Genomic DNA, 21,610 nt, shown 5'->3' on the forward strand with positions numbered 1-21,610 from the left:
TCCGCAGAGGAGCCCAGACGTGAAACGACGCAGAACCGCGCTGCTGACCCTCACCGGTCTGCTGGCGACCGCGCTCACCGCGATGCCCGCCGCCCCGGCCGGGGCGGACGAGGTCGAGCAGGTGCGCAACGGCACCTTCGACAACGGCACCGACCCCTGGTGGGCCTCCGAGGGCGTCACCGCGGGCGCCTCCGACGGCCGCCTGTGCGCCGACGTGCCCGGCGGCACCGCCAACCGCTGGGACGCGGCCGTGGGCCACAACGACATCACCCTGGTGGAGGGGGAGACGTACCGCTTCTCCTTCAGCGCGACCGGCTCGCCCGCCGGTCATGTGGTCCGGGCGATCGTCGGCCTCCAGGTGGCGCCGTACGACACCTACTACGAGGTGTCGCCGCAGCTCAGCGTCTCCGGCGACACGTACTCGTACACCTTCACGGCGCCGGCGGACACGGAACAGGCCCAGGTCGGCTTCCAGCTCGGCGGCAGCCCCGACCCCTGGCGGTTCTGCGTGGACGACGTGTCGCTGCTCGGCGGCGTCGCCCCCGAGCCGTACGAGCCGGACACCGGGCCGCGCGTCCGGGTGAACCAGGTCGGCTATCTGCCGGCCGGGCCGAAGAACGCCACACTCGTCACCGACGCCACCCGGAAGCTGGCCTGGCAGCTCAAGGACGGCACCGGCCGGGTGGTCCGCACCGGCTGGACCGTGCCGCGCGGCGTCGACGCCTCCTCCGGGCAGAACGTGCACTCCGTCGACTTCGGCTCCTACCGGGGCCACGGCGCCGGCTTCACCCTGACGGCGGACGGCGAGACCAGCCACCCCTTCGACATCGACGCGAAGATCTACGAGCGGCTGCGGCTGGACGCGGCGAAGTACTACTACACCCAGCGCAGCGGCGTGGCGATCCGCGAGGACCTGCGCCCCGGCTACGGCCGCCCGGCCGGTCACGTGGACGTCGCCCCGAACAAGGGCGACGGGGCGGTGCCCTGCCGGCCCGGGGAGTGCGACTACACCCTGGACGTCACCGGCGGCTGGTACGACGCCGGCGACCACGGCAAGTACGTCGTCAACGGCGGCATCAGCACCTGGGAGGTGCTCAGCACCTACGAGCGCGCCAGGCACGCCCGCACGGGCCGGGCGCACAAGCTCGGCGACGGGACGCTGAACATCCCCGAGAGCGGCAACAAGGTCCCCGACCTCCTCGACGAGGCACGCTGGGAGCTGGAGTTCCTGCTGAAGATGCAGGTGCCCGACGGCGAGCCGCTGGCCGGCATGGCCCACCACAAGATCCACGACGAGCAGTGGACCGGGCTGCCCCTGCTGCCCGACGACGACCCGCAGCAGCGCGAGCTGCACCCGCCGACGACCGCCGCCACCCTGAACCTCGCGGCCACGGCGGCCCAGGCGGCCCGGCTGTACCGCGCCTACGACAAGCAGTTCGCCGACCGCGCCCTGGCCGCGGCGCGCAAGGCCTGGGCCGCCGCACTGGCCCACCCGGACCGGCTCGCCGACCCGGACGACGGCGTCGGCGGCGGCGCCTACCCGGACGACACCGTGTCCGACGAGTTCTACTGGGCGGCCGCCGAGCTCTACCTCACCACCGGCGAGCGGGAGTTCAGGGACCATGTGCTGAACTCCCCGGTGCACACCGCGGACATCTTCGGCCCGAACGGCTTCGACTGGGCGCGCACCGCCGCGGCCGGCCGGCTCGACCTCGCCACCGTGCCGAACAGGCTGCCCGGACTCGACAAGGTCCGCCGCTCCGTCGTCGAGGGCGCCGACCGCTACCTGGCCACCCTCAAGGCGCACCCGTACGGGATGCCGTACGCGCCGGAGGGCAACCTCTACGACTGGGGCTCCAGCCACCAGGTGCTCAACAACGCCGTCGTCCTCGCCACCGCCTACGACCTCACCGGCGCGGCGAAGTACCGGGACGGCGCGCTGCAGAGCATGGACTACATCCTCGGCCGCAACGCGCTCAACATCTCCTACGTCACCGGCTACGGCGAGGTCCACGCCAAGAACCAGCACAGCCGGTGGTACGCCCGCCAGCTCGACCCGAACCTGCCCAACCCGCCCGCCGGCACCCTGTCCGGCGGACCCAACTCCAGCATCCAGGACCCGTTCGCCCAGTCGAAACTGCAGGGCTGCACCGGACAGTTCTGCTTCATCGACGACATCCAGTCCTGGTCGACCAACGAGCACACCATCAACTGGAACGCCGCCCTGACCCGCATGGCCTCCTTCGTGGCCGACCAGGGCTGACCTGTCCCTCCTCGCGCGGGCCGGTGACCACCGCGGTCACCGGCCCGCCCCCGTATCGTCCGGTACCCCATAACATACGCTCTGACCTGCGGCTATTTACTGTTCAGTACCCGAGCGGTACCGTAATCCCATGCCAGCTCTCAACGTGGAGTTCAGCGACCGCGAGCTCGAGGACCTGCGGCAGATCGCCAAGGAACGCGGTACGTCCATGAAGGCGCTCGTCCGGGAGGCGGCAGCGGCCGACATCGCCCGTCACCGCGCCCTCCAGGAGGGCGCCGAGGCCTTCCGCCGCTTCTTCGCCACGCACGCCGACGAGTTCGCCGCCGCGTTCCCCGACGACGAACCGCCCGTCAAGGGCGCGGGACGGGCCGCCTGACCGATGCCGCCCGCGCTGCACATCGACGTGCCCTGGCTGCTCCAGCGGCACGAAGAGGTCCTCCCCGACCAGCCCACCGTCAACGACTTCTCCGCCCTGGTGGCGGCCGTGGCCCGGCACCGCGTCGACCCGCCCCGGCTCGGTGTCGACTCCGACGCCGCCTGGCGGGCCGCCGCCCTGCTGCACACCCTCGCCGTGCTCCGCCCGCTGCCCTCGGCCAACGCCCGCTTCGCCTGCGCCACGGCCGTCGCCTACATGTACGTCAGCGGGGCCGGCATCGACCCGCCCTACGGCGCCCTGGTCGATCTCGCGCGCGACCTGATCTCCGGTGCGACCGACGTGTACGGCGCCGCCGACCGGCTGCGGTCCTGGCAGATCTGACACACCCGCGCGTCCTCGGAAAGGCACAGCCGGGGGAGTGGTGTGCGCGCCTTCGCATCACACCTTGGTCACGCCTTCCCGTCGCCTCTTTTCACGGAAGCGCGCACCATCCCGAAAAGGCGCCGTGAATGCCGGAACGCGGTTCGCGGAGCGCCTTCTCCTTTTGACTTTCTGTCAACGGGGGGATGTTGCCCGACCGCCTTGTTGGCCGCGCACGGGTTGTGCGAGAGTGAGCCACCCGTGAGGGGGGAAAGGCCGGGGACGCTCGCGCGTTGATGAACCGGGTCGGAAGCGCCGCCGGACAATTCCCGCCCCCCGCGCCACACCCGGAAGGCACGCACGATCTCGCGTCCCTTTTCGGTGTCGGAAACGCTCGAATGTCACATGCGCTGTGGGAAGGAACCAATCTCAGTGCACACCCCCCACCCCCCTCGTCCTCCCTATCCCCCGCCGGGCGGTGATCCCGGGGAATCCGACGAGGCGCTCGCCGCGCGGCTGCGGGGACGGCCGGAGGCCGAGGCCGCCCGCTCCGTCGCCCTGCTGACGGCGCGTCACTGGCATGCGATGCACGACTACGCGACCGTGTGCCTCGCCTCCGGCGGGCGGACCGCCGCCATGGTCACCGGGGCCGCCCTGCACCGTGTGCTCGACCGGGTCGCCCTCGGCGAGTCCGCCGTCGCCCTCCGTCCCGTCCTGCTCGTGGGGGTGCGGGACACGGTCCGCGAGTGGGCCGCCGACGACCATGTGGCCGAGGTGCTGCCCGGGCTGCTGAAACCGGCGGGCGGACGGGGCATGCGCGCGGCGACGACCATGACGCCGGAGAACCGCGCCCTCGCCCAGCGGGCGTTCCGGTCCCTGCCCGCTCTCGCGCGCTGTCTGCTCTGGCATGTCGAGGTCGAGGCCGAGCCGGTGTCCGTGCCCGCCGGACTGCTCGGCACGGACGCCGACCTCGCGTCGGGCGCGCTCGACCAGGCGCGCGACAAGTTCCGTCAGGGTCTCGTCCGCGCCCATCAGGAACTGGCGCCCACACAGGAGTGCCGCTTCTACAACCGGCTGCTGGACGTGCCCATCCGCCGGGGCGGCGAGCTGCTGCCCGACGTGCGGCAGCACATGGCCGAGTGCCGCTACTGCCGCAACGCGGCCGAGCAGCTCGGCCACTTCGAGTCCGGACTGGGCACGCTCCTCGCGGAGGCCGTGCTGGGGTGGGGAGCCCGGCGTTACCTCGACTCGCGACCGGGCCGCGCCGTGTCAGGACCGCGCTCCGGCCGCACCGGACGCCGCCGTCGCCGCGGCGACGGGGACGGGCACGCGGGCGGCCGGCACCGGCTGCTGTCCCGGTTCCCGGTGCCCGACCGGCTCGCCATGGCGCTGCCCGACCCGGTGCGCTCCACCCGCACCCTGCTCACCGGCCTGGGCGCGGTGTCCGCGGGCGTGCTGGTCAGCGTGCTCATCGCCGGCTCCTCCACCCCGGACGGCGGCGCCGCCGACCCGACGGGCGCCACCGGCGCGGGCGGCCGGGCCGCCGTGCCGTCCGCCTCCCCGCCCGGCGCGGCGGGCCTGCCCTCGGCGCCGAGCCGCACCCGGCTGCGCAACATCGCCTCCGGCCTCTGCCTGGACACCCGCGACGAGCCCCGGGACGGCTCCGGCGCCCGGCTGGCGAAGTGCTCCACGGCGTGGACCCAGCAGTGGACGTACGAGGACGACGGGCTGCTGCGCAGCGTGGCAGACCCGGGGCTGTGCCTGGACTCCCACAAGGACGCCGGCGTGGTCGTCCTCGGCGCCTGCGCCGACTCCGGCGACCGGACCGCCGACGACGTGCGGTACGACCTCACGGTGCAGGGCGAGCTGGTGCCGCGCTGGGACGTGCGGATGGCGCTCGCCCCGTCGACCCCTGACGCGAACGCCGACATCGTCGTCAAGGTGCGCGACCGTACCGTGGAGCAGCGCTGGGCCGCCGAACCGGTCCGCTCCGCCGACGCGTCCAGCGAGTCCCTCTCCGTCACCGGCCCGACGGCCCCCTCCGCCCGCTACGCCGGCCTGGCGGAACCGGTGAGCTGAGCCGCGCGCCTCCGGGGCGGCCCCGCGGCCGCCCCGGACGGGGAGTCAGACCGCTGCCTCCGTGAGGTCGCCGGGACCCACCGTGCCCGGCCCCGAGTGGCCCGACAGGGCGAGGGTGAGGTCGAGTTCGGCGAGCAGACAGCGGATCACGTGCTCCACGCCCGCCTGTCCGTCCAGGCCCAGCCCGTACACGTACGGACGGCCCACCAGCACCGCGCGGGCGCCCAGCGCGAGCGCCTTGAAGACGTCGTCGCCGGTGCGCACCCCGCTGTCGAACAGCACAGTGAGCCGGTCGCCGACGGCCCGCACCACACCGGGCAGCGCGTCCGCCGCGGCGACCGCGCCCGCCACCTGCCGGCCGCCGTGGTTGGACACCACCACGCCGTCCATGCCCGCGTCGGCCGCCAGCCGGGCGTCGTCGGGGTGCAGCACGCCCTTGAGGACGATCGGGCCGTCCCAGTTCTCCCGCAGGAACGCCAGATCCGGCCAGGTCTTCGCGGGGTCGGCGAACATGCCCACGAAGTGCATCACCGCCGCGTTCGGGTCCTCGTGCACGGGCTTCGCGAGCCCCGCCCGGAACGCCGGGTCGGAGAAGTAGTTGGCGGTGCCCACGCCGCGCAGGAACGGCAGGTACGCCTGGTCGAGGTCGCGCGGGCGCCAGGACAGCAGCGGCGTGTCCAGGGTGACGACCAGCGCCGTGTACCCGGCCGCCTTCGCCCGGTCCAGGAAGGACCGCGCCACCTCCACGTCCTTGGGCCAGTACAGCTGGAACCAGCGCTCCGCGTCCCCCATCGCCTCGGCGACCTGCTCCATCGGCGTGCTGGACGCGGACGACAGCACGAACGGCACGCCCTGCGCGGCCGCGGCGCGCGCGGCCGCCGGCTCGGCGCCCGGATGCATGATCGACAGCACCCCGACCGGCGCCAGGGCGAGCGGCGCGGGCAGCGGGCGGCCCAGCACCTCCACCGACAGGTCGCGCTCGTGGACGTCCCGCAGCATGCGCGGCACGATCCTGCGGCGGTCCAGGGCGGCCCGGTTGGCGCGGGCGGTGCTGCCGTCGCCCGCGCTGCCCGCCACGTACCCGACCGGACCGGGGCCGAGGCGCTGCTCGGTCAGCTCCTCCAGCCGGGTCAGGTCGGTCGGCAGCCGCGGCACGGCGCCCGTCATCCCGTTCAGGTAGATCTCGTACTGGAAGTCGGCCCAGTGCTTCGCCATCCGTCCCGCCCTGTCTCGTGGTGCCTCGGGGTGCCTCGTGGTCCCGACGCATACTGGCCGGTATGCGCCGGTCGCGTCCAGCGTCCGGTGACAGGACGTGCCCACCGTCCCGGGAGACGCGCGGGGTGTTCGGAGATGACCGCGGAGCGTCCCTTTCATGACCGCAAGGGGTTTCTCTTCACCCTGCGCACGACGGAATCGGAATGTTTCAGGCCGATTAAGAGGCGGCGGATATTCGGCCATCTGGCCACTTCGCTCCTGCGGAAGCCGTGCGATTACCGGGTCCACGCGCGTTCGCTTGGTCACTTCACGCCACTGCTTCAATACGCAATGTTACTGAAATGCATGGGGTCGAGGTGAGTTTCCGCCGGGGACTCGGCAGACTCCGGCACGCCGGTTCGGCACCACCGAGCACGGGCCGGCAACCCGAAGAAACGAAGCGGAAGGATGCACACAATGCGGAACACCGCGCGCTGGGCCATCACCCTCGGTCTCACGGCCACCGCCGTCTGCGCCCCCCTCTCCGGGGCCGCGCTCGCCGCCCCGGGAGATGCCCCGTCCGCGCTCTACGCCCCCTCCGCCCTGGTGCTGACCGTCGGCAAGGGCGTCAGCGCGACGACCGCCGCACCGGAACGCGCGGTCACCCTGACCTGTGCTCCGGGCCCGTCGGGCACCCACCCGGCGGCCGGCTCGGCCTGCGCGGACCTGGCCGCCGTCGGCGGCGACCTGAACGCGCTGACACGGGGCGAGGACGTCATGTGCCCGATGGTGTACGACCCGGTGCTGCTCACCGTGGACGGCGTCTGGCAGGGCAAGCGGGTCTCCTACGAGCGCGTCTTCTCCAACGAGTGCGAGATGAACGCGCACGGCTCGAGCGTCTTCGCCTTCTAGAGACCGGGATCGCACGGTTCCCGTGACCGCGTGGCGGCCCGCGGACTGGGGAGTACGGGGCACCACGCGGGCAGTGCGATCCCATGGGAGGCCGGCGGGCGGAGTGGGGCCGCCCGCCGGCCTCCGGGCTTTTCCCGGAGTCCCGCGGCGAGAAGGTCAGGCGCGGTCGCGGTGGCTGGTGTCGCACCAGGGGTAGCGACGGCTGCGCCGGCAGGTGCACAGGGCCACCTGGAAGCGGTCGGAGGACACCACCGAACCGTCCTCCAGCTCCACCTCCACCGGGCCCTCCACCAGCATCGGCCCCTTGCGTTGCACGACGACCCGGCGGGCCTCGCCGGACGCGGCTTCCGGAGCGCAGGACGGGGCGCCGGACGGGCGCCGCGCGGGTTCAGACGGGCTGTTCGGCACGGACCACCACCAGCTCCTCGTCGTTCTCGTCCGGGGACAGCAGCCCGCGCTCCCGCAGCCACTCCACCCGGGTCCGCAGCACCGGGCCGAAGTCGATCCGCTGTCGCTGCGTGACCGCCGACTTCAGACCCGCGGACCGCAGACAGTCCACGGTCAGCTCCGGATCGCTGAGCGCCGACTGCACCAGCAGCAGCACCCCGCCCGGCCGCAGCAGCCCCGGCGCCTCGTGGCAGATGCGGTCGAGCACGAGCCGCCCGTCACCGCCCGCGTCCCAGGCCCGGGCCGCGCCCCGCGGCGGCAGGTGCGCCCCGGGGGCGGGCACGTACGGGGGATTGGCGAGGACCAGGTCGAAGGACCGTGCCCGCACCGGGTCGAACAGATTGCCGCGCAGGATCTCGACCGGCAGACCCGCCCGCAGCGCGTTCAGCCGGGCCGCGTACACGGCCCGCCGCGACACGTCGACCGCGGTCACCCGGGCGCCGCGCCGGGCGGCCGTCAGGGCCAGGGCACCGGAACCGGTGCCGACGTCGAGGACCTCGGCGCCCGGCGCCACCGGCTCGTCGGCCAGGGCTGCGGCCAGCAGCGCGGTGTCCTCTTGAGGGGCGTACACGCCCGGAGGTACCAGACTTTTCACAGGCGGCCGAGTACCCCGTCGCTCAAGAGACATGGGTGGCCGCCTGTGACAGGGGAGCACGCAGCGCGGAGCGGCCCTCGCCCCAGTCGGCGAGCAGCCGGTCGCCGAGCCGGTCCTCCGTGAACACCGTGGCCGCCACGCCGAACGCGACGTCCGGCGCGAGTTCCGGCTCGTCCTCCAGCAGACCGCCGATGACATCCTTGCGGACCACCTGCTCGTGCACCGCGTCCGCCTCCACGTGCTCGTCGTAGAAGTGCTCGGCGGCGGGACCCGCGCCCGTACGGCGCATGGCCTCGGCGAGCCGGCGGGACCCCGGGGAGGACGTGATCTCCACCGTCGCGAAATGGCCCACCAGGGCGCCCCGCAGCGTGCGGTGCAGCCCGAACAGCGACATCAGGTTCACCGTGACCAGCAGCTCCGCGCAGGCCGCGTCGACATAACGGCCGTACGTCGTGTCCAGCCCCAGGTCCGTCATCAGGTCGGCCCACAGCCGGGCGTGCACCCGGTCGGCGCGCCCGCCGCCGTACTCGTCGAACTCCACGGCCGCCATCGCCGCCTTGGCCCGGCCGCGCAGCCGCGGCAGCACCCAGGCGTGCGGGTCGGCCTCCTTCAGGTGGTACAGGGAGCGCAGCGCCGCGTACTCGCGCAGCTGCCACAGCTCGCCCTTGTCGCGCAGGAAGTGGCTGACGCCCGTGCCCTCCACCGGCTCGACCAGGATCCCGGCGAGCGCGTCGTCCACGCTGTCGCGGCGCGGGGCGTCCTCGCGCAGCGCGGCGAGGAAGCGCCCTTCCATGGCGGCCCGGGTCCGCAGCAGGTCCGGGTCCCACTCCAGGGCGGGCGCCACGTCCGCGAAGCCGCGGTAGTGCAGTTCGTAGCAGAGGTAGAGGGCGAGCTGGAGGTCCTCGCCGTACACGGGGGCGGCGGCGACCTCCGCCTCGGAGGGCAGCGGGCCGGCGCCCCGCAGATACGTCGTCACGGCACGGCTGAGCGGTCCGCGCGGCGCGGGCAGCACAGGTTCGTCTCGGGGGTCGTCCATGGACCCCGGGTACCCGGACGGAGCACGGAAACGCCCGGCCGGCGTGGCGGGGCGGACGCGCGGGGTACCCCATGACCCCATGAAGGCATTGGTGATCAACTGCACGCTCAAGAAGTCCCCGGAACCCTCCAACACCGAGGCGCTCTTCCGGACCGTCACCGAGCAGCTGGAGCGGGAGGGCGTCGAGACCGACGTCGTCCGCGCCGTGGACCTGGACATCGCCCCCGGCGTCGTCAGCGAGGCCGTGCACGAGGGCGACGACTGGCCCTCGGTGCACGAGAAGCTCCTCGCGGCCGAGATCCTCGTCATCGCCTCGCCGACCTGGCTGGGCCAGCCGTCGTCGGTGGCCAAGCGGGTCCTGGAACGGATGGACGCGATGCTGTCCGAGACGGACGACGAGGGCCGCCCGGTCTCCTACAACCGGGTCGCCGGCGTCGTCGTCACCGGCAACGAGGACGGGGCGCACCACGTGATCAGCGAGATCACCGGCGGGCTCCAGGACATCGGCTACACCATCCCCGGCCAGGCGTGGACCTACTGGAACCAGGGCCCGGGACCCGGGCCCAGCTTCCTGGAGGGCGGCAGGGGCCACGACTGGTCGCGCAGCACGGGCCGCGCGATGGCCGCGAACCTGTTGGGCGTCGCCCGCGCCCTCGCCGCGCACCCGCTCGGGCCGCCGCCGCAGTAGGGGAGGAGGGGCGCGGGTCTACTCGCCCGAGGACTCCTCCTGCGCCTCCGTGTTGGGCGTGATCGCCTCCCCCGCCTCGCCGCGGTGGCGGCGGTCCTCGTCCGTGTCCCGCGTGCGGCGCTCGGCGTCCTCCACCTCGCGCAGCACCTCCTCGAGGGCCGACTCGGACTGCTTCGGGGTGTCGTCGTGCTCGGACAACGGGCTCTCCTCACGTCGTGCTGGTCGTGCTCGTCGGTCCCGCCCGCGGGCGGGAGGTTCAGTGCCGGGCGGCGGCGAGGCGCAGCGGCACCGGGCCGGGGCCGTCCGACTCCTTCTCGCTGCGCCGGGTGATCTCCCCCCACCAGGCCGGGCCGTCCTCCACATGGCGCAGCAGCACCCCCTCGCGCAGTGCCCAGGGGCAGATCGTCACCGTCGCCAGGCCGGTCAGTTTCATCGCGGTGTGCGCCACCACGGCGCCCGCCAGGCTCTGCGTCGCGCGGGGCGCGGAGATGCCGGGCAGCCGGGCGCGTTCGGCGGCGGGTAGGGCCGCCAGCCGGTCGACCGCCCCGCGCAGGTCGGCGGCGGACAGCACCCGCTCCACGAACGGGCCGTGCCGCCCGGGCGCGGCCCCGCACAGCCGGCCGAGCTGCTGGAAGGTGCGGGAGGTGGCGACCGCCGTGCGCGGGCCCTCCCAGCGGATCCGCGCCGCCGCGTCGCGCAGCTGGTGACGCACCCGCCGGCGCAGGGCGCGCACCCGGTCCGGCGAGGGCGGGTCCTCGTCCTCGAAGTACTCGTGGGTCAGCCGCGCCGCGCCCAGCGGCAGCGAGGCGGCGAAGTCGGGCAGCCGGCCGCGCCCGAAGGCGACCTCCAGGGAACCGCCGCCGATGTCCAGCATCGCCAGCGGACCGCAGCGCCAGCCCATCCAGCGGCGCGCGGCGAGGAAGGTCAGCTCCGCCTCGACCTCGCCGGGCAGGGTGCACAGCTCGACGCCGGTCCGCTCCCGGACCGTGCGCAGCACCTCGTGCCGGTTCGGGGCCCCGCGCACCACGGCCGTGGCGAAGGCCAGGGGACCGGCGGCGCCCCACCGTGCGGCGGCCCGGTCCGCCGCCGCGACGGCGTCCACCAGGTCCTCCACGGCACGCTCGGGCACCGGTCCGCCGGGCGTGACCAGCTCGGACAGCCGCAGCCGCCACTTGGCGGTGTGCACCGGCAGGGGCGCACCGCCCTCCGTGTCCGACACGACGAGCCTGACGGTCTTCGACCCGACATCCACCACGCTGGTCCGCATGGCCCGTGGGTACCCACTTCCCGCGCCGTCCAACGGACCGGCCGCGCGGAGGGTCGCATACACGCCACGGCTGCCCCGGAACAGCGGCCGGCCGCTCAGGCCAGCTGCCGGCGCACCAGCTCGTGCAGCCGGCCCCGGGTGTCGGCGAGCAGCTCGGCGGGCGTGCCCTGCTGGACCACCTTGCCGGCCTCCATCACCACCACCCGGTCGGCGTCCAGCACCGTCGACAGGCGGTGCGCGATGACGATGCGGGTCGCCCGCAGCGCCTTGGTGCTCTCGATGACCGTGCGCTGCGTCTCGTTGTCCAGGGCGCTGGTCGCCTCGTCGAAGAAGAGGATCCGCGGCCGGCGGATCAGCGCCTGGGCGATCATCAGCCGCTGCCGCTGACCGCCCGAGACCGCGCCGCCGCCGGACACGATGGTGTGCAGCCCCATCGGCATCCGGCGGATGTCCTCCGCCAGACCCGCCATCTCCGCCGCCGCCATCGCCTCCTCCGGCGTGTACGGCTCGCTCCCGCAGATCACGTCCATGATCGACCCGGTGAACGGCTGCGCGTGCTGGAGCACCACACCGCACTGACGGCGCACCGCCGACCGGTCCAGCGCCGCCAGGTCCTGACCGTCGTACAGCACGCTGCCGGACTGCGGGCGGTCGAAGCCGATGAGCAGCCGCAGCAGGGTCGACTTGCCGCAGCCGCTCGGGCCGACCACCGCCACGAACTCGCCCGGCCGCGCCTCGAACGACACGTCGTCCAGCACCAGCGGCCCGTCGTCGGAGTAGCGGAACGACACGCGCCGCGCCTCGATCGCGCCGGTCAGCGGCCCCGGACGGGTGCTCGCCGTACGCACCTCGGGCGTCGCGTCCAGCACCGGCCGGATCTGCTCGAACAGCGGCAGCGCGGCGACCGCCGAGACGAACGAGCCGGTCAGCTGGGTCACCGACGTCAGCACCATCGTCACCGACGTGTTGAAGGTGAGGAACTCCGCCGCCGTCATCGACCCGCGCGCCGGGCCCGCCAGCAGCATGAACATCCCCAGCGTGCACAGCGGCAGATAGACCGCGCCCAGCACCGCCGTCAGGTTCTTGATCCGCCCGGCCTTCTGCTGCAGCTCACGGCTGCGCGCGAATTGCGACGCCCACGCCGCGTACGCGTAGTTCTCCGCCGCCGCCACCCGCAGCTTCGGCAGTCCGCGCAGCGTCTGGAACGCCTGGTTGTTCAGCTTGTTGGTGAGCACCACCAGCGGCCGCTGCCAGCGCACCTGCCACAGTCCGAGACCCAGGAAGACGCCCGCGACCAGCACCAGCATGCCGACGGCGGCCAGCGCCATCGGCACGCTGAACCACAGCAGCAGCGCCAGGTTCACCGCGCCCACCGTGACCGACTGGGTCACCGTGGGCCCGACTCCGGCCAGCATCCGGCGGATCGCGCTGATGCCCATGGCCGCGCTCGCCAGCTCACCCGTGGACCGCTCCGTGAAGAACCGGGTCGGCAGCCGGAGCAGCCTGTCCCACACCGCCGGCTGGAGGGTGGCCTCCACCCGGCCCTCCAGCCGCAGCAGCGTGAGGTTCTGCAGCAGCATGAACGCCGCCGCGACCACACTGCTGAGGATCACCGCGAGACACACCTGCACGATCAGGTCGGTCTGCGCCTTCGGCACGTACTCGCCCAGCACCCGGCCCGTGGCCAGCGGCACCAGCGCCCCCAGCACCGCCGTCACCAGACCGCTCAGCATCAGCCCCGTCAGGTCGCCCCGGGTGCTGCCCATGCAGAACCGCACCAGCCGCAGCGGACTCAGCCGCCGCTCGGGCAGCGGACGGTAGAACATCACCGCGCGCGGCTCGAACTCCTCGGCGTTCGCCTTCTCCACCGGGGTCTCGCGGCCCGTCGAAGGATGCACGGCCACATAACCGCCGCGCCGCCACAGCAACGCCACCGGCGCCCCCGACAGGGCGCGACGGCCCACCAGCGGCCCCACGTCGTCACGCCACCACCGCCCCTCCAGCCGCACCACCCGGGTGCGCAGCCGCGAGGCCAGCGCCACCTGCTCCACCGGGTCCAGCCGGTCGGCGCCGGTGCCGGACTGCGCGGGCGGGGCCAGGGTGATCCCGGCCGCCCGCGCCACCAGCTCGCAGGCCGCGTACGTGGCGTCCGCGTCCGCCGCCGTCGTCCGCTGCCCCGCCCGCTTGCCGATCGACGCGAGCAGCGTCCGGTCGGCCTGCGCGCGTACCGCCTCACCGGCCGCGATGCCCTGCGCGGTGCGCGTCTCGTGCGTCTCCTCCAGCTGCTCGATCCACCGGTCCAGCGTGGTCATCAGCCGGTACTGCTGGTCGACCATCGTCTGCCACAGCGCCGGGTCCATCAGCAGGTCCGCCGCGGCCTCCGCGCCGTACAGGGAGCCGTACTGCACGCTGCCCGGCGGCACCTGCATCCAGAACACGTCGTCGTCGGCGGGCGCCGCCGCCCGCTCCGTCGCCATCGGCGCCTGGAACAGCACGGCGAGGCTCCGGCCCACGCCCAGCGCGAGCGCGTACTCCAGCGGACTGGTCGTGGGCGGCACGTACTGCGGGTTGCCGTACTCGTCGTACGACCAGGTCTGGGTGTTCGCCTGCTGGTACAGCTCGCGCAGCGCGACGCGGTGCACCACGCAGTCCCGCAGCGGCCGCGCCACCAGCGTGTGCGCGGGACCCGCCACCGGGCCCAGCACCAGCGAACCCGCCTCCAGGCGGCCCAGGTGGTGCCAGTGCCCCTGCTGCTCGGCGTCCACCGCGAACAGGTCCACGGCGCCGGACGCGATCAGCCACAGCACCTGCGGCCCCTCCAGGTCCAGCTTCCCGAACCCGGAGCAGTCGATCGGGGTGCCCAGCGCGCCGAGCGCGCCCAGCACGACGTCGCCGCCCCGCCCCTCCTGCACGGCAGTCATCTCATCGCTCCCTGACCAGCGCCGCGTACGCGCCGCCGCGCGCCACCAGCTCCTCGTGCCGTCCGCGCTCCACGACCGTGCCCTGGTCCAGCACGACGATCTCGTCGCTGTCGCGGACCGTGGACAGCCGGTGCGCGATCACCACGCACGCGCAACCGCGGCGGCGCAGGTTGTCCATCACCACCAGTTCCGTCTCCGCGTCCAGCGCGCTGGTCACCTCGTCGAGCACCAGGATGCTCGGCCGGCGCACCAGCGCCCGGGCGATCTCCAGACGCTGGCGCTGACCGCCGGAGAAGTTCCGGCCGTCCTGCTCGACCGGGCTGTGGATGCCGCCCGGACGGCGCACGATCACGTCGTACAGCGCCGCGTCCTTCAGCGCCTCCACCACGGCGTCGTCCGGGATCGACGGGTCCCACAGGGCCACGTTGTCCCGCACCGTCCCCTCGAACAGGAACACGTCCTGGTCGACGAACGACACGGACGCCGCCAGCGCCCCGCGCGGAATGTCCTCGATGCGCTGCCCGTCGATCCGGATCACGCCCTCCCACGGGGTGTAGAGCCCCGAGATCAGCCGTGACACGGTCGACTTGCCGCTGCCCGAGCCGCCCACCAGCGCCACCTGCTGACCCGGACCCACCGTCAGGTCGAACCCGGTCAGCAGCGGCTTGTCCAGCGGGTTGTAGCCGAAGGTGAGGTTCTGCAGCTCCACATGGCCGTGCAGCCGCCGGGTCGACTCACCGGCCCCCGGACGCCCGTACAGCGGGTCCGTCCGGAAGTTCTCCACGTCCTTCAGCCGGGCCACGTCGGCGGCGAAGTCCTGGATGCGCCCCGCCACCCCGTTCAGCCGGGTCAGCGGCGCGGTGAACCGGGCGACCAGCGCCTGGAAGGCGACCAGCAGACCGACCGAGATGTGCCCCTCGACCGCCCGCATGCCGCCGATCCACAGGATCAGCGCGCTGTTGAGCGTGGCGAGCGTCGGCGCGACGACGCCGAGCCACGCGCTCGGCACCCCGAGCCGCTGCTGTTCCTCCAGCGTGGTGGCGTGCTGCCCGGCCCACTTGCGGAAGTAGCCGTCCTCGCCGCCGGTCGCCTTCAGCGTCTCGATCAGCTGGAGCCCCGTGTACGCGGTGTTGGTGAGCCGCGCCGTGTCCGCGCGCAGCTTCGCCGTGCGGGTGGCGCGCAGCCGTATCACGATCCGCATCGCCAGGATGTTCAGCAGCGCCACCCCGATGCCCACGAACGTGAGCTGCGGGTCGTAGGTGTACAGCAGCACCGCGTACAGCACGACCACCACCGCGTCGACGCCCGCCGCCGACAGGTCACGGGCCAGCGTCTCGGCCACCGCGTCGTTGGACTGGAGGCGTTGCACCAGGTCGGCAGGGCTGCGCTGGGAGAAGAACGTCACCGGCAGCCGCAGCAGATGGCGCAGAAAGCGCGCGCTGGAGAGGGTGGACGAGATCAGCCGGCCGCGCAGCAGGTTCGCCTGCTGGAGCCAGGTCAGCAGCAGCGTCAGCAGCACGCACGCGCCCATCGACGCGAACAGCACGTCAAGCATCGACGTCTGCTGCCCGATCAGGAACTCGTCGATGAAGGTACGGCTGAGGCCGGGCACCGCCGCGCCCACCGCCACCAGCAGCAGACTGGTCAGCACCACGGCGGGCATGGTGCCCGCGGTGCCGCGCAGCCGGGCCGGCATCGCGCCGAGCACGCCCGGCCTGCGGCCGCCCCGGGTGAAGTCCTCGCCGGGCTCCATCACCAGCACCACGCCGGTGAAGCTGCCGTCGAACTCCTCCAGCGGCACGAACCGGCGGCCCTTGGCGGGGTCGTTGACGTACACCCCGCGGCGGCCGAAGCGGCGGCCCATGCCGTCGTAGACGACGTAGTGGTTGAACTCCCAGAACAGGATGGCCGGCGCCGTCACCTCGGCGAGCGCGGCCAGGTCCATCTGCATGCCCTTCGCGGTCAGCCCGTAACCGCGGGCCGCCTTCAGCAGGTTGCTGGCGCGCGAGCCGTCCCGCGAGACGCCGCACGCGATGCGCAGCTCCTCCAGCGGAACATGGCGGCCGTAGTGGCCCAGCACCATCGCGAGCGAGGCGGCGCCGCACTCCACGGCTTCCATCTGGAGCACGGTGGGCGTACGGACCGTCCTGGCGCGGGACTTCGGCACCTTGCGGCGCGGCGGCGCGGCACGGCGCCTGCCGCGGGTCTCCTGTGCGGTGCTCACGGCAGCAGCCAATCCACGGGACGCCGGTCGGCCAGCCGGATGGACCCGGTGGCCAGGGTCATCGACGTCAGCTCGAACGGCGGGCCCTCGGCCGAGGACCACGCGTAGCCGCTCTCCGTACGGGACGAGCGCTTCAGCTTCACGGTGACCGCCACCGGCCTGCCGTCCCGGCTGAACTCCTCGCCGAGCTGGGCGTCGCCGAGGAACGCGGCGATCTGCCGCGGGGACTGGGCGGAGCGGTCCACCCGCGTCACCTCGCCGCGCAGCACGCCGTACTCCTGGCTCGGCACCGACTGCACCGTCAGGTCGACGGAGGCGTGCGCGGGGATGCCGGCGGCCTTCTGCGCGGGGACGTACACCGTGGCGTACAGGGGGGACCCGGCGCCGTGGACCTTCTCCACCGCGGCGACGTCCGCACCGGTCGCGATGATCTGCCCCGCGCTCGCGGCGAGCGCGGTGATCCGTCCTGCCTGAAGGGTGCGCACGACCTGGTCGCCGTCCGGTGTACGGACCTTCAGCACGGGGGAGTCGGTCGGCAGCCGCTCGCCCTCGCGCACGAGCACGGCGGTGACCTGACCGGCGACGGGGCTCTGCAGGATGTAACTGCCCTGCCCGTAGGTGAGGATGGCGGGCGCCTGGACCGAGGAGGTGACCGAGCCGGTCAGCGCCCACACGGACGCGGCGGCCATCGCGATCACGGTGACGGACAGCACCAGCCAGCCCTGCGGACGGGCGAACCGCACCGGAAGGTCGAGTTCCTCCGGCGACTGGAGCCTGGCGAGGGCCTGTTGGCGGAATTGCACGGGTCTTCCCTCACCTGGGTGAACTGTGCGACGTGACGGAAGGACTGCGGAGGCACCACAGAGTCCCGGAGCCGGGACACGGCTCCGGGACTCGGCGGAACAAGGGCGCGATCAGAGACCGGCGACCAGGTTGGTGACCGGGGCCGTGTTCAGGCCGGTGACACCCTCGACGGTGCCGACGGCCGTGTCGACCAGGCCGGAGACCGGGGCGATGCCGTCCAGGGCGCCGGTGAGGGTGTTCACGGCGTTCACGGACAGACCGCCGGAGACGGCGTCGAGCTCGGTGTCGGAGATCTCGACGGTCTCGACCTGGGGGGTGGAGTTCATGATGGAACTTCCCTTCGTATGGACTTTCACAAGGGGGGAGCGGCCCCCTCTGGGGACAGATGAAGGCCGCGGACCGCGGGCGCCGAACGCCCGTCGCCGGGAGCCCGGAACGGCCTTGCGGTGCGATGGATCAAAGCACGCGGCGACCGGCGGCTTCCAATCCCTCACCCGTCCCACCAGGCAACTTGCGCGCAGGAGGCACCCAACCGTGCAGACGTGGGCACGGCTCGGCGGCGAGTTCTTCACATGGGTCACGGCATCGACGCGTCCGGCCGCTTGCGCCCCCTGGACCGGAATGCGACACACCGGCCGCAAAGGCATGTCCCGGATCGGCGCCCTGTGAACGGACGGCGGGTCAGGTGACCGGGTTGGGCATTCGCTGTGCAGATTCGCCGAAGCCAGGATTGGGGCCGGAGCCGGACACCGAGCGTACGCGGCCGGTGGCGGACGGTGAGGGTGCGGGACGGCGTTGAACACCCCTCAACTCCCGTGCGTACCAAGGACCGTCCAGGCGCCCCGAACAGCCGCCGGACGGCGGCACGACTCCGGTCCCCCCCAGGAGGTCGAGAAGTTTGAGTCACAAGCGAATCCCGAAGCGCAAGGCCGCGGCAGCGGTGGGCGCCGTGGTGGCCCTCGGCGCCGCCGCGATCCTGCTCCCCAGCGCCAACGCGTCCCAGGACGGCGCGTCGGACGGCGCCGCGGCCGCGCCGAGGACACTGAAGGCGGGCGACGCCTCGGACCTCGCCACCCGGCTCTCCGGCATGCTCGGCGACGCGTACGCGGGAGCCTGGTACGACGGCGAGGACAAGCGGCTCGTCGTCAATGTGGTGCGCGGCGAGGACGGCATGGCCCTCAAGGCCCGCAGCGCGGGCGCCGAGGTCCGCGAGGTCGACAACAGCATGGCCGAACTGGAGGCCGGGGCCGGCACGTTGACGTCGGAGGCGACCATCCCGGGCACCTCCTGGGCGGTCGACCCGCGCACCAACAAGATCCTCGTCACCGCGGACAGCACGGTCACCGGCGCCAAGTGGGACCAGCTGGAGTCCGCCGTCGAGAGCCTCGGCCCCGGCATGGCCACCCTCGAGAAGTCCGCGGGCACCTTCCGCACCTTCGCGTCCGGCGGTGACGCCATCTTCGCGGGCGGCGCCCGCTGTTCGCTCGGCTTCAACGTCACCGCGGGCGACGGCAGCCCGGCGTTCCTCACCGCCGGCCACTGCGCCGCCGCCGGCGACCAGTGGTCCGACCAGCAGGGCGGCGAGCCGATCGCCACGGTCGACCAGGCCCTGTTCCCCGGCGCGGGCGACTTCGCGCTCCTCACCTACGACGACCCGGCCACCGAGGCCCCGAGCGAGGTGAACGTCGGCGGCCAGACGGTCCCGATCGTCCAGGCCGCGGAGGCCACGGTCGGCCAGCAGGTGTTCCGCATGGGCAGCACGACGGGTCTCGCCGACGGCCAGGTGCTCGGCCTGAACGCCACCGTGAACTACCCCGAGGGCACGGTCACCGGGCTCATCCAGACCGACGTCTGCGCGGAGCCCGGCGACAGCGGCGGCTCCCTGTTCACCCAGGACGGTCTGGCCATCGGCCTGACCTCCGGCGGCAGCGGTGACTGCACGGTCGGCGGCGAGACCTTCTTCCAGCCCGTCACCACCGCCCTGGAGGCGGTCGGCGCGACCCTCGGCGACGGCGGTGCGGGCGCCGGCGACGGAGCGGCGGGTGCGGAGGACCAGGCGGGAGCCGGTGACCAGGCCGGCGCCGAGGACCAGGCGGGCGGCCAGGACGCCGGCGCCGGGCAGGACGGCGCGGGCGCGCAGGACGGGACAGGCACGGACCCCGGCCGCCACTCCGGTCAGGACTCCGGTCAGGACTCCGGTCAGGACTCCGGGCTGACCCGGACGCACTGACCCCGTGCGCATGAGGCGCCCCCGGCCGTGTGCGGGCCGGGGGCGCCTCCGTACGCCGGGCCCGGTCAGCGGGGCGTGGACCGGAGCAGCAGCACCGCCGTGTCGTCCAGCCGGTCCGCCGAGTGCGGGCCGTGCCGCACCAGCGCGTCCGCGAGGTCGTCCAGCGGCAGGTCGCCGAGCTCGGTGAGGCGCCGGCACAGCTCGGCGAGGGCATCCTCGAAGTCGACACCCGGCGACTCCACCAATCCGTCCGTGTACAGCACCAGCAGCGAACCGGGCGGCAGCGCCAGCTCCGTCGACGGATAGGCCGCCGTGCCGTCGATGCCCAGCAGCGGCCCGCCGGCCAGGTCCAGCACCCGCACCCGTCCGTCGGGGCGGCACAGCAGCGGCGGCGGATGCCCCGCCCGGGACATCACGGCCCGCCCCCGCACCGGGTCGAGCCGCAGATACAGACAGCTCGCGAACAGCTCCGCGCCCAGGTCCACCAGCAGCCGGTTGGTGCTGCGCATCACCTCGTCCGGCGCCTGCCCCACCGCCGTGTACGCGCGCACCGCCGTACGGACCTGGCCCATCAGCCCGGCCGCCGTCACGTTGTGCCCCTGCACGTCCCCGATCACCGCCGCCGCCACGCCGTCGGCCGGCACCAGGTCGTAGAAGTCGCCGCCGATCTCCATGCCCTGGGTGGCGGGCAGATACCGGGCGGCAGCCTGGAGCCCCGGCAGGGACGGCAGGGTGTGCGGCAGCAGCGCCTCCTGCAGCCCGTGCGCCATCCGGTGCTTGACGTCGTAGAGCATCGCCCGTTCCAGGGCCTGGGCGATCAGCCCCGCCAGACTGGTCAGCACCGCCCGCTCCTCCGTCGTGAACCGGTGCGGCGCCTTGTACGACAGCACACACGTCCCCACCGGCCGGCCCGAGGCGATCAGCGGCAGGTACGCCCACGCCGAGAACTCCGACGGATGCGTCTGCAGCGCCGGATACAGCCGCTCCAGGTCGTCCCGCGACTCGAAGAAGGCGGGCACCCCGGTGCGCAGCACCTGGCCGCCCGGCGTCGGTTCGGACAGCGGCAGCCCGTCGAACCGCTCCACCACCAGCGGGTCCGCGTACCCGCGGTGACCGAGGACCCGCAGCCGGCCCGCGCGGGAGCCGAGGACCACCAGTCCCTGGCTGCCCACCGCCGGCACGATCTCGTCCGCGACCAGCTGCACCACGTCCTGCACCCCCACCGCCTCGGTCAGCGCGCCGGCCAGTCCGAGCACCTGGGTGATGGTCACCAGCCGGTCCCGGGCCACACCCGGCCTCGGCGTCTCACGGTTCATCTCCGTCACCGCGCGGGCCCTGCTGATCCGCACGCTGAGACCGGTGGTGCTCGGATACAGCCGGAAGGACAGCCACACGTCGGGCGGGCGCAGCGCCACGAACGACGTGACGTGCTGGCTGAACAGCGCCGCCCGGTACCGGTCCTCGTACACCGGGTCGTTCAGCCACGGCACCACCGCCCATATCTGCGCGCCCAGCAGCCGGTTCGACGGGACGTCGAGCAGTTCGCACGCGGCGGCGTTGGTGAACGCCACCCGCCCGTGCAGATCGAGCGAGCACAGCCCGTACGGCAGCCGGGAGACCATGCGGGCCGCCTCCACCGTGCCGAGCGTGCCGGCCGCCCCGCCCAGCACCGGCGCGGCCAGCAGGTCCGGCTCCGGCTCGAGCGGCAGGCTGTGCTCGGCGGCCCGCTCCAGCCGCACCGCGAGCCGGTCGCAGGCCGCCGTCAGATGCTCGCGTTCCCGGTCCGACAGCTCCGGCGGGTGCGAGCCCGGCCAGGTCACGAAGACCGCGCCGTACGTCTTCGCCTCCGTCGCCACCGGGAGCGCGGCCAGCGAGAAGGGATAGGGGAGCACCACCGCGAGCCGGGGGTAGTGGCGGGCCATCTCCTCCTCGCCGCCCACCCACACCAGCCGCCGTTCCCGCGCCGCGTCGGAGACCGGGATCGGCGCGCTCAGCCCGACCCGCTCCCACGGTGCGGCGAAGGCGCGGGGCAGCCCCGCCATCACGGCCATCTCCAGCACGGGCTGGTCGGGGGAGAGGAGGTACACGGCGCCGGAGTGGGCGTGCACCTCGTCCATCAGCGCGGCCAGCGTCAGTGACAGCAGCGGACGGCCCACGGGCGCGCGCGTCCGCGCGGACGACTGGCCCTCGGACACACCGACCACCTCCTCGCAC

Annotated in this window: 18 protein-coding genes; 7 read left to right on the forward strand and 11 right to left on the reverse strand. The window is 73.5% G+C overall.

Annotated features, from left to right (window positions below; all coding sequences use genetic code 11):
- Positions 1-19 precede the first annotated feature (19 nt).
- The 4 genes from ACP7TJ_RS30440 to ACP7TJ_RS30455 all read left to right on the forward strand — a co-directional run bounded on the left by ACP7TJ_RS30440 (position 20) and on the right by ACP7TJ_RS30455 (position 5,078).
- Complete coding sequence (locus ACP7TJ_RS30440) at positions 20-2,263, forward strand: glycoside hydrolase family 9 protein (RefSeq protein ID WP_189911268.1); 2,244 nt, start codon at positions 20-22, stop codon at positions 2,261-2,263.
- Between the two features lie 130 nt (positions 2,264-2,393).
- The gene (locus ACP7TJ_RS30445; RefSeq protein WP_033275293.1) at positions 2,394-2,639 is read left to right on the forward strand and encodes a hypothetical protein; all 246 of its coding nucleotides are present in this window, start codon (positions 2,394-2,396) and stop codon (positions 2,637-2,639) included.
- 3 nt (positions 2,640-2,642) lie between these two features.
- Complete coding sequence (locus ACP7TJ_RS30450; protein WP_093769124.1) at positions 2,643-3,020, forward strand: toxin Doc; 378 nt, start codon at positions 2,643-2,645, stop codon at positions 3,018-3,020.
- Positions 3,021-3,431: 411 nt separating this feature from the next.
- Entirely contained in the window at positions 3,432-5,078 is a 1,647-nt protein-coding gene (locus tag ACP7TJ_RS30455) for an RICIN domain-containing protein (protein WP_367473687.1), read from the forward strand.
- A 45-nt stretch (positions 5,079-5,123) separates the two neighbouring features.
- Here the strand turns inward: ACP7TJ_RS30455 and ACP7TJ_RS30460 are convergent, their stop codons facing one another.
- Complete coding sequence (locus ACP7TJ_RS30460; protein WP_167741517.1) at positions 5,124-6,293, reverse strand: lactate 2-monooxygenase; 1,170 nt, start codon at positions 6,291-6,293, stop codon at positions 5,124-5,126.
- Between the two features lie 456 nt (positions 6,294-6,749).
- Here ACP7TJ_RS30460 and ACP7TJ_RS30465 point away from each other — a divergent pair, with 456 nt between their 5' ends.
- Positions 6,750-7,184: a subtilase-type protease inhibitor gene (locus ACP7TJ_RS30465; protein ID WP_193457235.1), complete on the forward strand. Its 435-nt coding sequence runs from the start codon at positions 6,750-6,752 to the stop codon at positions 7,182-7,184.
- A 156-nt stretch (positions 7,185-7,340) separates the two neighbouring features.
- Here the strand turns inward: ACP7TJ_RS30465 and ACP7TJ_RS30470 are convergent, their stop codons facing one another.
- The 3 genes from ACP7TJ_RS30470 to ACP7TJ_RS30480 are packed head-to-tail and all read right to left on the reverse strand — an operon-like array spanning position 7,341 to position 9,262.
- Positions 7,341-7,592 (reverse strand): CDGSH iron-sulfur domain-containing protein, encoded by a 252-nt coding sequence (locus tag ACP7TJ_RS30470; RefSeq protein ID WP_427766816.1) that lies wholly within the window; start codon positions 7,590-7,592, stop codon positions 7,341-7,343.
- Positions 7,573-8,202: a HemK2/MTQ2 family protein methyltransferase gene (locus tag ACP7TJ_RS30475; RefSeq protein ID WP_370166453.1), complete on the reverse strand. Its 630-nt coding sequence runs from the start codon at positions 8,200-8,202 to the stop codon at positions 7,573-7,575. The genes ACP7TJ_RS30470 and ACP7TJ_RS30475 overlap by 20 nt, the downstream gene beginning before the upstream one ends.
- Before the next feature lie 46 nt (positions 8,203-8,248).
- Positions 8,249-9,262 carry an iron-containing redox enzyme family protein gene (locus ACP7TJ_RS30480; RefSeq protein ID WP_427766820.1) on the reverse strand — a complete coding sequence of 338 codons (1,014 nt, stop codon included), beginning with the start codon at positions 9,260-9,262 and terminating at the stop codon, positions 8,249-8,251.
- A 79-nt stretch (positions 9,263-9,341) separates the two neighbouring features.
- Here ACP7TJ_RS30480 and ACP7TJ_RS30485 point away from each other — a divergent pair, with 79 nt between their 5' ends.
- Complete coding sequence (locus ACP7TJ_RS30485) at positions 9,342-9,950, forward strand: flavodoxin family protein (protein ID WP_370166459.1); 609 nt, start codon at positions 9,342-9,344, stop codon at positions 9,948-9,950.
- A gap of 18 nt (positions 9,951-9,968) precedes the next feature.
- Here ACP7TJ_RS30485 and ACP7TJ_RS30490 read toward each other — a convergent pair whose 3' ends face one another.
- From ACP7TJ_RS30490 to ACP7TJ_RS30515, 6 genes are all read right to left on the reverse strand, one after another.
- Positions 9,969-10,148: a hypothetical protein gene (locus ACP7TJ_RS30490; RefSeq protein ID WP_093769117.1), complete on the reverse strand. Its 180-nt coding sequence runs from the start codon at positions 10,146-10,148 to the stop codon at positions 9,969-9,971.
- Between the two features lie 58 nt (positions 10,149-10,206).
- On the reverse strand, positions 10,207-11,217 hold the full coding sequence (locus ACP7TJ_RS30495; RefSeq protein WP_370166461.1) for a Ppx/GppA family phosphatase: 1,011 nt from the start codon (positions 11,215-11,217) through the stop codon (positions 10,207-10,209).
- Positions 11,218-11,312: 95 nt separating this feature from the next.
- Positions 11,313-14,138, reverse strand: coding sequence for an NHLP bacteriocin export ABC transporter permease/ATPase subunit (locus ACP7TJ_RS30500; RefSeq protein ID WP_427766825.1), 2,826 nt, complete (start codon positions 14,136-14,138; stop codon positions 11,313-11,315).
- 1 nt (position 14,139) lies between these two features.
- Complete coding sequence (locus tag ACP7TJ_RS30505; RefSeq protein WP_093769114.1) at positions 14,140-16,362, reverse strand: NHLP family bacteriocin export ABC transporter peptidase/permease/ATPase subunit; 2,223 nt, start codon at positions 16,360-16,362, stop codon at positions 14,140-14,142.
- Positions 16,359-17,165, reverse strand: coding sequence for an HlyD family efflux transporter periplasmic adaptor subunit (locus ACP7TJ_RS30510; protein WP_427766828.1), 807 nt, complete (start codon positions 17,163-17,165; stop codon positions 16,359-16,361). Before ACP7TJ_RS30510 ends, ACP7TJ_RS30505 begins: the two co-directional genes overlap by 4 nt.
- A gap of 111 nt (positions 17,166-17,276) precedes the next feature.
- Positions 17,277-17,492, reverse strand: coding sequence for a type A2 lantipeptide (locus tag ACP7TJ_RS30515; protein ID WP_093769112.1), 216 nt, complete (start codon positions 17,490-17,492; stop codon positions 17,277-17,279).
- Between the two features lie 572 nt (positions 17,493-18,064).
- Between ACP7TJ_RS30515 and ACP7TJ_RS30520 the strand changes: the two genes are divergently transcribed.
- Positions 18,065-19,396: a S1 family peptidase gene (locus ACP7TJ_RS30520; RefSeq protein ID WP_427766831.1), complete on the forward strand. Its 1,332-nt coding sequence runs from the start codon at positions 18,065-18,067 to the stop codon at positions 19,394-19,396.
- A gap of 65 nt (positions 19,397-19,461) precedes the next feature.
- On the opposite strand, the gene ACP7TJ_RS30525 is transcribed toward ACP7TJ_RS30520, so the two are convergent.
- On the reverse strand, positions 19,462-21,591 hold the full coding sequence (locus ACP7TJ_RS30525) for a SpoIIE family protein phosphatase (RefSeq protein ID WP_189911278.1): 2,130 nt from the start codon (positions 21,589-21,591) through the stop codon (positions 19,462-19,464).
- Positions 21,592-21,610: the final 19 nt, after the last annotated feature.

The sequence above is a fragment of the Streptomyces sp. DSM 41931 genome (genome assembly GCF_050271085.1).
GTDB classification, from domain to species: Bacteria; Actinomycetota; Actinomycetes; order Streptomycetales; family Streptomycetaceae; genus Streptomyces; species Streptomyces albogriseolus.